Source organism: Xenorhabdus bovienii SS-2004 (assembly GCF_000027225.1).
Taxonomy (GTDB): Bacteria; Pseudomonadota; Gammaproteobacteria; order Enterobacterales; family Enterobacteriaceae; genus Xenorhabdus; species Xenorhabdus bovienii_C.
In genome coordinates, this window is the sequence record NC_013892.1 from 3,543,156 (window position 1) to 3,558,487 (window position 15,332).

9 protein-coding genes are annotated in these 15,332 nt (G+C 46.5%); 2 read left to right on the top strand and 7 right to left on the bottom strand.

Annotated features, from left to right (window positions below; all coding sequences use genetic code 11):
• Positions 1-403 precede the first annotated feature (403 nt).
• A complete protein-coding gene (locus XBJ1_RS15580) occupies positions 404-1,885 on the top strand; it encodes an aldehyde dehydrogenase family protein (RefSeq protein WP_012989981.1) in 1,482 nt (493 codons plus the stop codon).
• 70 nt (positions 1,886-1,955) lie between these two features.
• Here the strand turns inward: XBJ1_RS15580 and XBJ1_RS15585 are convergent, their stop codons facing one another.
• The 6 genes from XBJ1_RS15585 to rlmD all read right to left on the bottom strand — a co-directional run bounded on the left by XBJ1_RS15585 (position 1,956) and on the right by rlmD (position 11,366).
• Positions 1,956-3,341, bottom strand: coding sequence for a DASS family sodium-coupled anion symporter (locus tag XBJ1_RS15585; protein ID WP_012989982.1), 1,386 nt, complete (start codon positions 3,339-3,341; stop codon positions 1,956-1,958).
• Positions 3,342-3,694: 353 nt separating this feature from the next.
• Positions 3,695-4,996: a phosphopyruvate hydratase gene (eno, locus tag XBJ1_RS15590; RefSeq protein WP_012989983.1), complete on the bottom strand. Its 1,302-nt coding sequence runs from the start codon at positions 4,994-4,996 to the stop codon at positions 3,695-3,697.
• Positions 4,997-5,082: 86 nt separating this feature from the next.
• Positions 5,083-6,720 carry a glutamine hydrolyzing CTP synthase gene (gene pyrG / locus XBJ1_RS15595; protein ID WP_012989984.1) on the bottom strand — a complete coding sequence of 546 codons (1,638 nt, stop codon included), beginning with the start codon at positions 6,718-6,720 and terminating at the stop codon, positions 5,083-5,085.
• 239 nt (positions 6,721-6,959) lie between these two features.
• Positions 6,960-7,760, bottom strand: a complete 801-nt coding sequence (mazG, locus tag XBJ1_RS15600; protein WP_012989985.1) for a nucleoside triphosphate pyrophosphohydrolase — start codon at positions 7,758-7,760, stop codon at positions 6,960-6,962.
• Between the two features lie 6 nt (positions 7,761-7,766).
• Positions 7,767-10,004: a GTP diphosphokinase gene (gene relA / locus XBJ1_RS15605; RefSeq protein ID WP_012989986.1), complete on the bottom strand. Its 2,238-nt coding sequence runs from the start codon at positions 10,002-10,004 to the stop codon at positions 7,767-7,769.
• Positions 10,005-10,013: 9 nt separating this feature from the next.
• Positions 10,014-11,366 (bottom strand): 23S rRNA (uracil(1939)-C(5))-methyltransferase RlmD, encoded by a 1,353-nt coding sequence (rlmD, locus tag XBJ1_RS15610; RefSeq protein WP_012989987.1) that lies wholly within the window; start codon positions 11,364-11,366, stop codon positions 10,014-10,016.
• A 53-nt stretch (positions 11,367-11,419) separates the two neighbouring features.
• On the opposite strand from rlmD, the gene XBJ1_RS15615 reads away from it, so the two are divergent.
• Positions 11,420-13,771 carry an ATP-binding protein gene (locus tag XBJ1_RS15615; protein ID WP_038199287.1) on the top strand — a complete coding sequence of 784 codons (2,352 nt, stop codon included), beginning with the start codon at positions 11,420-11,422 and terminating at the stop codon, positions 13,769-13,771.
• Here the strand turns inward: XBJ1_RS15615 and dgt are convergent.
• Entirely contained in the window at positions 13,755-15,293 is a 1,539-nt protein-coding gene (gene dgt, locus XBJ1_RS15620) for a dGTPase (protein WP_038199288.1), read from the bottom strand. The two genes, XBJ1_RS15615 and dgt, sit on opposite strands and share 17 nt — an antisense overlap.
• Positions 15,294-15,332: the final 39 nt, after the last annotated feature.

The following is a 15,332-nucleotide window of genomic DNA, read 5'->3' on the forward strand; positions in this document are numbered from 1 at the left end:
ATTACATTAATGGAATATTTTAATTTCATGATCATTCGAAATTTTTAATTAAGCAATAAATTTTAGAATAATTTTATTATTTAGAAACCATGAAATACAAATAAATTTTATCATCCCATAAAAATTAAACTAAAATATCAGATATGTATTATTATACATACCAATAGATGAATAAGTTAAATAACAAAAAAGTTAACTAATTAATAACACACTAAATAATTTATTGTTAATATTATAACGTATGTTTATTATATTTCACCCTCTCTTTTATTATTTAATTTGTTTATTGATAAAAATCTTTTATATTTAAATGCAATTCTGACAGAAAAATAAGAATTAACCCCATAAAACATTCCGGATATATGTCCTAGCATAGGAAAAACCAAAGTACTCGGAGAATATAATGAAAAAACTGCATAATATCGCAAAAGAAATGTTACCTGCTAAATCGTATAAAATGCTGATTAATGGAGAATGGGTAGATAGCGTTTCAAGAGAAACCCGTAAAAGTTATAACCCCGCAACTGGTGAGTTACTCACAGAATATGCTGCTGGCAATGCTCAGGATGTTGAACTGGCAGTTAAAGCCGCCCAAAAAGCCTTACCTGCATGGAGTAAAGAATCAGCAACCGAAAAACAATCTCTGCTACTGAAAATCGCTGACTTGCTGGAAGCTGAATCAGAACGTTTCATTACTCTTGAAGCCTTAGACGCCGGTAAGACACTAAATCTATGTCGGACGTTTGACATTCCTTTTGCCGTTGATCACTTTCGCTACTTCGCTGGCGTCATTCGTGCCCATTCCGATGAAGCCGATGTGATTGATGCCGATACCCTCAGCCTAGTGATCAGAGAACCCATTGGCGTTGTAGGGCAGATTATCCCGTGGAACTTTCCACTGCTGATGGCTGCATGGAAACTAGCTCCTGCCCTCGCCGCCGGTAATACCATCGTGATCAACCCTGCCAGCCTGACTTCAATTAGTCTACTCGAATTTGGCCGTATCCTGAATCAAGTTCTGCCAGCGGGCGTTGTCAATATCGTTACAGGTCGCGGGTCTAGTGTTGGTCAAGCGATCCTCGATCATGAAGGCATTGACAAGGTAGCCTTTACAGGTTCAACAGAAATCGGTTACAACGTTGCCGCAGCGGCAGCCAGACGGATCATCCCTGCCACATTAGAACTCGGCGGTAAATCTGCCAACATTATTTTCCCTGATGCCAATATGAAAAAGGCTGTCAAATATGCTGCTGACGGCATTTTGTTAAATCAGGGGCAAGCCTGTGAATCTGGCGCTCGCCTGTTCCTGCATAAAGATATTCATGACGAGTTCCTGAAATCGCTGAAAGCGGTATTTGAATCCGTTCGGGTGGGCGATCCCATGATGACCGAAACCGAGATGGGTTGTCAGATCAGTCAGGAACAAATGGACTTTATTCTGGGCTATATTGACCTTGCGAAGCAGGAAGGTGCAACCGTGCTGACCGGTGGAAACCGCATAACAGGCGCGGGATACGATGATGGTTTCTTTGTTCAGCCAACCATTATTACCAATGTGACCAATAAAATGCGGGTTGCACAAGAAGAAATCTTTGGGCCAGTGCTGTGTGTCATTCCATTTAGCAGTGAAGAAGAAGTCGTGGAAATGGCCAATGATTCGGAATATGGTTTGGGAGGCGCGGTCTGGACGCAGGATATCAACCGTGCTCTGCGCGTGGCAAAAGCGGTTCAGACAGGCCGCATGTGGGTCAATACCTATCATGCCCTCCCCGCCCATGCCCCATTTGGCGGTTACAAAAAATCCGGTCTTGGCAGAGAAACCCACAAAATGAGTCTGGATGCTTACACTCAGGTGAAAAACATCTATATCAGTACGAAAGAATAGTTATAGGTTCCAAGACAATCGCCACCCTTCCGAGTGGCGATTTTTATGATCAATTTTTTATTGAGATGAATTACAACCAGAAGAACCAGGCAACCACAGAGATAATGGCGATACATACCACGTTCAGCACCATGCCCACTCTCACCATCTCAATTTGCTTGATATAGCCAGAGCCATAAACAATTGCGTTAGGAGGCGTTGCCACAGGTAGCATAAATGCACAGGATGCACCGATACCGATAATCATGGTCAGCGCCATAACAGGCATCCCCAAGGCTTCTGCAACCGTAGCGAAAATCGGCACCAGCAGTGCGGCACTGGCGGTATTACTGGTAAATTCCGTCAGGAAGATAATGAACGCAGTAACAGCAAGGATGATCACAAACCAGTGACTGGCACCGAAGGTTGCCGCCATGCCATTCGCCATAACTTCGCTGGCTCCGGAGTTTTTCAGGACAGCACTCAGCGTCAGGCCGCCACCAAACAGCATCAATACGCCCCATTCGGTGTTATTTTGAATCTGTGACCAAGTTGACACGCCAGTGATGCCAATCAGGATGGCTGCGCTCACTGCAATAATCGTATCCAGATCTTTGATACCGCCAAAAGCATCACTGATGATTGAACTGAAAATCCAACTAAACACCGTCAGCAGGAAGATAGCCATAGTGATAATGCGCTTACTGTTCCACTCCAGATGTTCCAATTTCAGATCAAATTTATGCTTCAGGTTCGGACGCAGCATGATGTACATCACAGCCACCATGACTGGCAACAAAATGATGACCATCGGCACGCCATACTTCATCCATGTGAAGAAGTCCATGCCCAGTTGCGCCGCTGCAATGGCATTCGGTGGGCTTCCCACCAGCGTTCCCAAACCACCGATACTGGCGCTGTATGCCACCCCCAGCAACACAAAAACAAACGTATTGCGTTCAGTGCGCACATCCAGATTAGCCAGAATGCCCAGTATCAGTGGCAGCATCATTGCAGCAGTCGCAGTGTTACTGATCCACATAGAAAGCACGGCGGTAATACCAAATATCAGCAATACAGCCACCGATAAACGCCCACGGGCAATCATCAGAAGACGGTTGGCGATCAGCCGATCCAGACCTTGAATATGCAGCGCCGTTGCCAGTGCAAAACCACCAAAGAACAGAAAGATGATCGGGTTTGCAAAAGATTGCAGCGCATCACCCGTGTTCATCAATCCCATACCAACAGCCAGAATTGGAATACACAGAGCCGTAATTGTGACGTGTATGGCTTCAGTCAGCCATAGCACACCAACAAATGCCATCAATGCCAGACCCGCATTGGTTTTTTCGCCATACGGCAAAAACTTAAGCAGAGCGACAAGCAAGATAATATCCAGCGCGAGAATAATTAAGCCTCTTTTATTTGAGGGATTTGGCCCAATCGCTGGGGTTAAAGATTCAGAAGCGTCCATAAAGACTCCGTAAAACAATGAAACACAACGCGGTAATGTAAAAAGAATTATTGATGAATCATTGCCCTAAATGTTAAAGAATTACATTACATGTGAAATAATAAGGAGTATTAACAAGGAAGAAAATACAACGTGTATGATTTTGGGATCTATCACGTGGGGTTTGTTCAATTAACGAATGATTGTATAGAAAATATACTAATATTATGTCGTTATTTCATACTTTTCATTTCATCATCGTATTTATAATCACTTATACGGATAAAATTATCTTTCGTTAAGATGGCGAAAGAGCATATACCCTTTCGCCAAAACATAAATAAAATTTATTTATTATTGATATCGACCGGCAATTATGCCTGACCTTTCACTTCTTTCAGACCATTGAAAGTCGCACGGTTACCCAGTGCTTCTTCGATACGGATCAGCTGGTTATATTTAGCAACACGGTCAGAACGGCTCATAGAACCCGTCTTAATTTGACCTGCCGCAGTACCGACAGCTAAGTCAGCAATAGTCGCATCTTCGGTTTCACCAGAACGATGAGAAATCACCGCAGTGTAGCCCGCATCTTTTGCCATCTTGATTGCAGCCAGAGTTTCAGTCAGAGAACCAATCTGGTTGAATTTGATCAGGATGGAGTTTGCGATGCCTTTTTCGATACCTTCTTTCAGGATCTTGGTATTGGTTACGAACAAATCGTCACCAACCAACTGGATTTTGTCGCCCATAACTTTAGTCTGGTAAGCAAAACCATCCCAATCAGATTCATCCAAACCATCTTCGATAGAAACGATTGGATATTCTTTGGTCAGGCCTTCCAGATAGTGGGTAAATTCCTGAGAAGTGAACGTCCTGCCTTCGCCTTTCAGTTCATAGTTGCCCGTTTCTTTGTTATAGAATTCAGAAGCTGCGCAATCCATCGCCAGAGTAATATCTTTACCCAGCACATAACCCGCTTGTTCAACGGCTTCTTTGATCGCGGCCAGCGCTGCTGCGTTAGATTCCAGATTTGGCGCATAGCCCCCTTCATCCCCAACCGCCGTACTCATGCCTTTTGCTTTCAGCACTTTTGCCAGATTGTGGAAAACTTCTGAACCAATGCGTACCGCTTCTTTCAGCGTGCTGGCACCAATTGGCTGGATCATGAATTCCTGAATATCCACGTTGTTGTCAGCGTGCTCACCCCCGTTGATGATGTTCATCATTGGCAGTGGCATGGAGAACCTGCCTGGCGTACCGTTCAACTCAGCAATGTGCTCGTACAGAGGCATGCCTTTTGCCGCTGCTGCCGCTTTAGCGTTCGCAAGGGAAACAGCCAGAATCGCATTAGCACCGAAGTTAGATTTGTTTTCAGTACCATCCAGCTCGATCATGATTTTGTCGATGTTAGCCTGATCTTTCGCATCCTGACCAACCAGAGCCTGAGCGATTGAGCCATTAACCGCAGAAAGCGCTTTCAGTACACCTTTACCCATGAAGCGAGATTTGTCACCATCACGCAGTTCCAGTGCTTCGCGAGAACCTGTTGATGCACCTGATGGCGCAGCAGCCAGACCAACAAAGCCACCTTCCAGATGTACTTCCGCTTCTACCGTTGGGTTACCACGGGAATCGATGATTTCACGGCCAAGTACTTTAACGATTTTGGACATTAGGTTTTCCTCAGTACAAGTTAAATTCCGGGCAATCGATTGAAATTAAATTCATTAAAATTAAAACCAATCAATCGCCCCATATCTTATTTCAACTGGCCTTTCTGATATTTGCCTGCGGCTTCAACGAAGCCCGCAAATAACGGATGACCATCGCGAGGCGTTGAAGTGAATTCCGGGTGGAACTGGCACGCCACAAACCACGGATGTGCCGGATTCTCAATGATTTCCACCAATCTGTTATCGATTGAACGGCCGGCAATGCGCAGGCCTGCTTCTTCAATTCGTTTCAGCAATAAATTGTTCACTTCATAACGATGGCGGTGACGTTCAATAATGTCGTCCTGACCATAAAGTTTACGTACCAGACTGCCTTCAGACAGACGGCATAACTGGCCGCCAACGCGCATCGTTCCGCCGAGATCACTCTCTTCGCTACGTACTTCTAAGTTGCCGTTCTCATCACGCCATTCAGTGATCAGACCTACAACCGGTAATTTGCACTCTGGCTCAAACTCTGTGGAGTTGGCCTCTTTCATGCCCGCCACATTACGTGAAAACTCAATCAGGGCAACCTGCATACCCAGACAGATCCCCAAGTAAGGGACGTTGTTCTCACGGGCATAACGTGCAGTCATAATTTTGCCTTCGATACCACGGCCACCGAAGCCGCCCGGCACCAGAATGGCATCCAGATCTTTCAATACATCAACACCACGGGTTTCGACATCCTGTGAATCGATCAGTTTGATGTTGACGGTCAGGCGTTTTTTCAACCCACCGTGTTTCAGTGCTTCAATCACTGACTTATAAGCATCCGGCAGTTCAACATATTTGCCCACCATCCCAATGGTGACTTCACCCGATGGGTTGGCTTCTTCATAAACGACCTGTTCCCATTCGGACAGATCAGCTTCAGGGTATCCGAGGCTGAATCGTTTACAAATATAATCATCTAAGCCCTGAGATTTCAAGAGGGCTGGGATTTTATAAATAGAATCAACATCTTTTAAAGAGATAACGGCTTTCTCTGGAACGTTACAGAACAGCGCGATTTTTGCACGCTCATTGGCAGGAATGATACGATCTGAACGACAGATCAGAACATCCGGCTGAATACCAATGGAGAGCAGTTCTTTCACGGAATGCTGAGTAGGCTTGGTTTTGACTTCACCTGCCGCTGCCAGATAGGGCACCAACGTCAGATGCATGTACAGGGTATGTTCACGACCGACTTCCACGGCCATCTGACGGATAGCTTCAAGGAATGGCAGAGATTCGATATCACCGACAGTACCGCCAATTTCCACCAGCACCACATCATAGCCTTCTGCGCCACGGATGATACGATCTTTGATTTCATTAGTAATGTGGGGGATAACCTGAATGGTTGCACCCAAATAATCGCCGCGGCGTTCTTTACGCAGCACTTCAGAGTAGACACGGCCCGTCGTGAAGTTATTGCGGCGTGTCATTTTGGTACGAATAAAACGTTCGTAGTGGCCTAAATCGAGATCAGTTTCAGCGCCGTCTTCGGTAACGAAAACTTCCCCGTGTTGGGTTGGGCTCATTGTACCCGGATCGACGTTGATGTACGGATCCAGTTTCATAATGGTGACTTTGAGTCCACGGGCTTCGAGGATAGCAGCCAAAGAGGCAGCAGCAATGCCTTTACCCAGAGAGGATACGACCCCGCCGGTCACAAAAATATAATTAGTTTTCATGCTGAACCTGAAAGTTTAGGTTTAAAAGGATGATGAATATAACAGGACGGGAAAGCAGTATACCCTAACCTTAAATGCGCTACAAACCATCTAAACAGGATAAAGTATCAACTCATCAGGAACAGCCCAAAACCACCCGAGGCCTTTCTCTTTAAATTCATCAAGTTAATAGTTTAAAAATTTTTCGCCTGATTCAGGTTATTCAGTCATTCCTCAACGCCTTTTTCGCTATTTCTGCCCTACGGCTGCTGTTTTTTGACTTGCTGCCACATCTGTTCCATTTCCTCCAGTGTCGCCGTTTCCAATGACAGACCTTGGTCGAAGATCAGCTTTTCGACGCTTCGGAAACGATTTTCAAATTTACCGCAGGCTTTCTGCAATGCCATCTCTGGTTTATGCCCTAAATGACGGGATAAATTGACAACAGAAAACAACAAATCCCCTAGCTCTTCTTCCAGTCTGGCTTCATCAACCACCACCTGCCGGGCTTCATCCATCACTTCATCGATTTCTTCATATACCTTGCCCAGCACCGGGCCAAGTGTATCCCAATCAAAACCAACCGAAGCACAGCGTTTCTGGATTTTATAGGCTTTCATCAACGCTGGCAGACTGGCGGGAATATCATCCAGCACAGAATGCTGGTCTTTTTCCGCCCTCTCTGCCGTTTTACGTTGTTCCCAGCTCCCGATCGCTTCTTCACTGCTGATGCCTGCCTGTTGATCGAAAATATGGGGATGCCTGCGCTCTAATTTGTCACAAACCGCGTCGCAGATATCGTCAAAATCAAACAACTGCTGTTCTTGACCCATCTGGGCATAAAACACGATATGAAACAGCAGATCCCCCAGTTCTTCTTTCAGGGCATTTGCGTCGTTGCGCTCAATGGCATCAATGACTTCATAGGTTTCTTCCAACGTGTAAGGCGCAATGGTGGCAGAAGTCTGCACTTTGTCCCACGGGCAACCCTGCTGGGGATGACGCAACTGCGTCATAATCCCCTTAAGTCGTTCAATCGAGGTGGTTTTTATCTTATCCATGTTTCATTAATTACCGTGCAAACGTCTGGCTTCAATCACATCAGATAGCTGGTTGAGCTTCGCCAGTACCCGTCCCAATACTTGTAGATTATAAATCTCAATATTCATATCGATAGTCGCCAGTTGCTGCTTTACGTCGCTTCGGCTGCTCACCCCCAGTACATTCACCTTTTCATTGGCCAGAATAGTGGTGATATCACGCAGTAATCCGCTGCGATCATTAGCAAGCACCCGCACCACAAGGGAGTAGCCGCTGGAATAATTTTCTCCCCAAACCGCATCCACAATGCGTTCTGGTGCGCTAATTTCCAATTCGGCCAGCTGCTCACAATCGGCACTGTGGATGGAAATTCCGCGTCCGCGCGTAATGAACCCGATGATTTCATCACCGGGGATCGGCTGACAGCAACGAGCAACATGGTGCATCAAATTACCTACCCCTTCCACGACGATGCGCCCATTGTCTTGTTTTACACTGCGCGGAGTGTAGGTTTTATTTTCTAGATTGCGCAGCGCCTTACGATCAGCTTCTTCCGCCGTCGTTTTGTTGAACTTGCTTTGCAGGAAATTCATCAATTGGTGAATTCGGATGTCACCAACACCAATACCCGCTAACACTTCTTCCAGCGAATGAACGTTATAACGGGCAATAAGTTCTTTCTCGGCTTCCTTGAGGGTGATCCCCAAATGGGTCAGTTCATTGTCCAGCATCTGGCGACCGGCAATGATGTTCTTGTCACGATCCTGCTTGCGGAACCAGTTGTGGATCTTTGCTCGCCCCCGGCTAGTGGTTACATAGCCCAGATTCGGATTCAGCCAGTCACGGCTTGGATTCGGATGCTTCTGGGTGATGATTTCAATTTGATCACCCATCTGAAGCTGATAGCTGAACGGCACAATACGCCCACTGATTTTTGCCCCGATGCAGCGATGCCCGACATCACTGTGAATATGATAAGCAAAATCCAACGGCGTAGAGCCTGCCGGCAAGTCAATCACATCGCCTTTTGGCGTAAAGACATAAACGCGATCATCAAACACTTGGCTGCGAACTTCATCCAGCATTTCGCCAGTGTCCGCCATTTCCTCCTGCCATGCGATTAGCTTACGCAGCCATGCAATACGGCTTTCATAACTGCCCGATTTGCCGCCGCCAATGGCGGTGCCTTCTTTGTATTTCCAATGGGCGGCAACCCCAAGTTCAGCATCATCATGCATCTGGCGGGTGCGGATCTGAATTTCCAGCGTTTTCCCATTCGGCCCCAGCACGACGGTATGAATGGACTGATAACCATTCGGTTTGGCGTTAGCGACATAATCATCAAATTCATCCGGCAGATGACGATAGTGAGTATGCACTATTCCTAAAGCCGCATAGCAGTCCTGTAAACGCTCAACGACAATACGCACTGCCCGCACATCAAACAGTTCATCAAAGCCGAGGGATTTTTTCTGCATCTTGCGCCAGATGCTGTAAATATGCTTGGGACGCCCATAAATTTCGACCGGAATCCCTTCTTTGAGCATGTATTTGCGTATGGTCGTCACAAACTTTTCGATGTACTGTTCGCGATCGATCCGGCGCTCATGCAGGAGTCTGGCGATCTTTTTGTATTCGTCAGGATGCAGATAGCGGAAACAGAAATCTTCCAGTTCCCATTTTAGCTGACCGATACCCAGCCGATTGGCAAGAGGCGCATAGATGTTGGAACACTCTTTTGCCGCCAGTACTCGCTCATCTTCGCTGGCATCCTTCACTTCCCGTAAATGGGCGATCCGTTCCGCCAGCTTGATGATCACACAGCGGAAATCTTCCACCATCGACAGCAGCATCCGACGCACATTATCGACCTGCACTGAACTGGTGGAATCCGTGTGGGTGGCTTTCAACTGGCGAATGGCGTCCATTTCCATCACGCCATGCACCAGATTGGTAATAGCCGTACCAAATGTTTCTGTCACTGTTTCATTATCGAGCAGTTTGGCATCAAGGATGGGAAAGAGCAGCGCAGCGCGCATACTGTCATTATCCATACTCAATGTGGACAGGATCTCCACCATTTCCACACCGCGCCACAGCAACAGCGCCGCATCAGGGTGATCCTGGACTTTTTCGTGACAGTAATGCCATGTTTCGGCTAATTTCTCACTGGATTGTGGATTCGTGATATGTAAACTCGCGATCCACTTATCGACTGCAAATTCACCTGCTGGTGTGAGATGTGCACTTCTTACCGCAACCATAATTCCTCCCTACTCGATAGCCATTGGCTCACGGCTGAACAAAGCCATGGATTCCAGATGGCCGGTGTGCGGAAACATATCCAGCATCCGCACACTGACAAGATGATAACCAGCCTCCAGCAGAATTTTGCTGTCCCGCGCCAGTGTTGTGGGGTTACAGGAAACGTACACCACTCTTTCAGGGGCCAGTTTTACAATATGTGACATGACACCCGCCGCACCTGCACGGGCTGGGTCCAGCAGCACTTTATTGAACCCCAGCACCGCCCAAGGCTGTTGGTGAATATCCGATTCCAGATTTTCGTGGAAAAAATCGACGTTATTAAGTTCATTGAGCTGGGCATTATATTGCCCATTCGCGACCAGCGCGGCAACCCCTTCTACACCCACTACGGTCTGTGCTTTGGTTGCCATCGGCAAGGTAAAGTTCCCCATGCCACAAAATAGATCCAATACCCGATCCGTCGGCTGCAAATCCAGCCATGCCAACGCCTGTACCACCATTTTCTGGTTAACTTCATCATTAATCTGAATAAAATCCCACGGACTGAATTTCAGTTTCAAGCCATCCACCTGATACCACGGAGCAGTCTGCCCTTCTGTCAAAGGCTCAAGGATTTTTTCATCGCCAGCCAGATAGACTGCCGCCTTATGCTGCACCGAAAAAGTGCGCAGCTTTTCCCTGTCTTCGTGCTTCAGTGGAGCAAGATGACGTAACACCATTAACGGGCCATTATCCGCCAGCACTAATTCAACGTGTCCCAGCCGTTTAACCGCACTCAGACTATTCAGACACTGGGATAACGGTTGCAATAACTGTTCCAATTCAGGGCGCATTACCGGACAATGTGCAACGGCTACCAAATCGTTGGTCTGGCTCTGGCGAAATCCCATCAATAATTTTTGCTGCCTGCCCGGGTTTTTCTTAACATCGTATTGCAGGCCAAGCCGTACCCGACGCCGGTAGCCATATTCAGGGCTGTGAATGATGGGATGAGCACTGATACTAATGCCAGTTTCCCGCTGGATAAGGTGTTCCAGCACGCTGGCCTTAGTTTTGGCTTGCAACTCAATCGCAACGTGCTGCTGCTGACAACCGCCACACACATTGAAATGCGGGCAGCGCGGTACCACACGAAACGGGCTGTCTGACAGCCGTTTCACTATTTTGGCCTTGGCAAACTGGCGTTTTTCTTCTGTCAGTTGGATCTGAGCCTGCTCACCCGGCAATAATCCCTGAATAAATATCGTTTTTCCCTGATGACGGGCAATGCCTTGCCCTTGTGCATCAAGGTTATCTGCGGTAACGGAAATAATGCCTCGGTTTACGGAGCGGCGGTTTGGGGAGTAAAATTGCACCATGATTCTGACTAACTTTGAAAAATTGAGTTTTGATTTTCCCACAATGGACGCTTATGACCAAATATAGCCTACGCACCCGTATGATGAGCCTGATATTGGTTCCTGTTTTACTGGTCGGAACGCTTGTGAGTATATCATTTATCTCATACCGTTATTACGAGTTGAAGAACCTGATAGTCCGCAGTGGGATCAGCATTATTGAACCGTTGTCCATCGCCAGCGAGGTGGGCATCAATCTGGATAATCGTCGACGGGTCGAAGTCTTAGTCAATAGCCTGCATCGCCGCAATTCCGAGATTGTCAAAGCCATTGCGATTTTTGATAAAAATCATAAGCTTTTCGACATTTCTAATGATAAATATGACGCGAACCAGTTGCGGCTTCCTGCTGGTGAGCCAATCCCAAAGGTTCTACTGAGTCAATCAGGACACGATAATAATATCATTTTGATGATGCCGCTGATTGCAGAAAACATCCAAGAAAACGAATGGCGCACTACCACCAGCAAGGCCAATCCCATCGGCTATATCGCCATTGATCTGGATTTGAGAACAGCCCAAATCCAGCAATATAAAGAAATTACGACGTCAATCATCCTGCTGATCCTCTGTCTTGGCGGCACTGCCCTGTTTGCCCACATTTTAGTGCGTAAAGTGACACAACCACTAGGTGGCATGGTGAGGGTTGTAGAACAGATACGGCAGGGACAATTGAACATTCGTGTTACTGGCGCGATGCCGGGAGAACTGGCCGCACTCCAGAATGGCATCAATACCGTCGCGGAATCGCTGTCGAAATATAAAGATGAGATGCAGTTGCATATTGATCAGGCCACATCTGACTTACAAATCACCATGGAACAGTTGGAAATCCAAAACGTTGAACTGACTCTAGCCAAGAAACGCGCACAGGAAGCGGTTAAGATCAAAACAGAATTTCTGGCAAATATGTCTCATGAATTACGCACGCCGCTTAATGGCGTTATTGGCTTTACCCGTCAGATGCTCAAAACCCCCATTACGTCTCAGCAAGCCGAGTACCTTTATGTGATTGAACGTTCTGCCAATAATTTGCTGAAAATCATCAATGACATTCTGGATTTTTCACGGCTGGAATCGAATAAACTGGTGCTGGATCAAGTTCCTTTTCTACTGCGAGATACGGTCAATGAAGTCATCGAACTACTCACCCCCGTGGCCAGCGAGAAAAACCTTCCCCTGCAACATCGCATAGATGACAAATTGCCTAACCTGATGATCGGCGATCCCATACGCTTGCAGCAAATACTCACTAACCTGATTGGCAACGCGATTAAATTCACAGATAAAGGCAGCGTGATACTGGAGGTCAGATTACGCCAGCAGCAGCATCATCTCGTGCAGATTGATTTCACCATAACCGATACTGGCATCGGCATTAAACCAGAATATCGGCCGATTCTGTTTCAGGCATTCAATCAGGCTGATGCCAGTATTACCCGCCACTACGGGGGAACCGGGCTGGGTTTGAGCATTACCAAAAGGCTGGTCAATGAGATGAAGGGAGAGATCGATTTCATCAGCGAACCCGCAAAAGGAACCGTATTTTATTTTGATCTCTGGCTGGAAAAAGAAGCGTTTTTATTGGGTTCATTACCTGAACGCCTGCCCATTCCCCCACGTTTGCCCATAACCGTGATGGCGGTGGATGATAATCCGGCCAATCTGAAATTAATTGGTACTTTGCTGGACGAACAAATCGAGAATACCCTGCTGTGCAGCAGTGGTCTGGAAGCACTGACTACGGCACAGCAACACGCGCTGGATCTGATCCTGATGGATATTCAAATGGCAGATATGGATGGTATTCAAACCTCTGAACAAATCCATCAATTACCACAGCATAAAGAGACGCCCATTGTGGCCGTGACGGCTTTTCCCTGTAATGAAACCCAAAATGGGGGACGTTCCCCATTTGTTGGCTGCCTGTCAAAACCGTTGGATGAACGTCGCCTGAAAGCGTGGCTGAATCAATACAGCCAAAAGAAAAAATCACAGTTCATCGATTGGGATATCGCTTTGAAAAAAACGGATGGAAAAGAATCTCTGGCGCGGGAAATTCTGGAGATGCTAGTACAATCGCTGCCAGAAATGAAAGCGATGATTGAACAGATCTTGGCAGCAGATAGCGACGTTGATCACAAACAGTTTCAGTATCATGTCCACCAATTACATGGCAGTTGCTGTTACAATGGCGTCCCCAAACTGCAAGCGATTTGTGAATTCATCGAAAAACAATTGAAACAAGCTATTCCTCTGGCGGATCTGGAGCCAGAATTACTGGAATTCATCGATGAGATCAATCACGTCATTGCCGCCGCTCCCGATATACTGAGAGCGCCCGGGTCTCTCACTTCGATACCATAAATTTACGATATTCTTCGTAAGCATAATGGTCAGTCATGCCACTGATATAGTCCTGAATCAAACGCGCCCGATAATAAAATTCGAGCACATCTTTTTCAACTTCATCAGTGGCGACAATGTTTTCTACAGCCTCTTCATAGGCCAGACGGTGTTTGGTAGATAATTTGTGCAGCAGACGCGTTTCAATAAAATATTTTTTGTGAAAATTATTCCGGTGCAGTGACATAAAATCCTGCCGAGATAACTCCAGCAATGGGCTGTAAACATCCAGCAATCCGGTAATAATCCGATAGCCCTGCAATTCCAGCTCTTCGACTTCAGGGTGGCTAAATACCCATTTCCGCGTGACACTTTTCAAAATCTGCAATAGACGATGTTCATCGCCATCTTCTTCCAACAAAGCATGATTGAATGTGCCTGCATAAATTTCAGGCAAATTCTCAATAAAACGTTTAGCGGTATAGGGCACCAACTTACCAGTGATAAATACCCGCAGATACATGAAAAACTGCTCATGAATACTGCGACGGGCCTCATTACTGGCCGTTTTCTTATGAGCCTGCATTACCGTGAATTCGAATAAATCCCCTTTACTGTGTCCCCCATTTTCCTCCCACTCTTTTTTCAGGTATTCCACCAATTGCTCAACATTGAAAATACCCTTTTCAACCGCATCATCCAAATCAGCAATGCAATAAGAGATATCATCTGCGGCTTCCATAATATACGTCAGCGGAAAACGGCAGAAATCCCCCAATTGCAGCGCTTTTTTTAATTCATGGATAAAACTGTCTTCCGACCAGTAATAGCCTTTTTTCTTCATCAGGTAACTGAATTCGTCGGGAGATCCTTCAAGACGGTAAGCCGGGCAGGTATATTTCAGGATACAGCCGATTTGGGCATAAGTCAGATTCAGTTTAAGCAGATTATGTGCCAGCCGGATCGCTTGGGCATTGCCCTCGAATTCACATAAATCCTTACGTAACTGACGCCGGAACAGATCTTTTTTGGTTTCACCATTGTAGCTCAATGCCGCCACTTTACAGCCATCTTGCCGAGCGGTGCTTTCAGAAACGCAGTCTGAAAAATAATCAGGATCTAATCGACGCGAGAACCAATCTCTGATCGCCGCCTCACCAAAATGGCCAAACGGCGGATTACCGATATCATGCATCAGGCAGGCCATTTCAATCAGGCTTTCAAAAGCAAGTAAGCGATCACTCAGCCCATATTTTTCCAGCAAATTCTGCTTTGTCAGTTCTGCAATAATCGTTTTTGAAATATAGCGCCCGATTTGCTGCACTTCCAGCGAGTGAGTCAACCGGCTGCGCACGGCGGCGTTGCGTTCCAGCGGAAAAACCTGCGTTTTCTGCTGCAAACGCCGGATAGCGGCTGAATTGATGATCCGCCCACGGTCACTTTCGAATTGACGATTCACCTGATCTTCATCGTCAGGATGTATGGAAGAGTTGCTGTACTTACGCTGGTAATTCAACTTCTGCTTGAAATCAATTTTAGTCATTAATCCCCCCATACCGAATGAAACGCTTATTTATAGCCG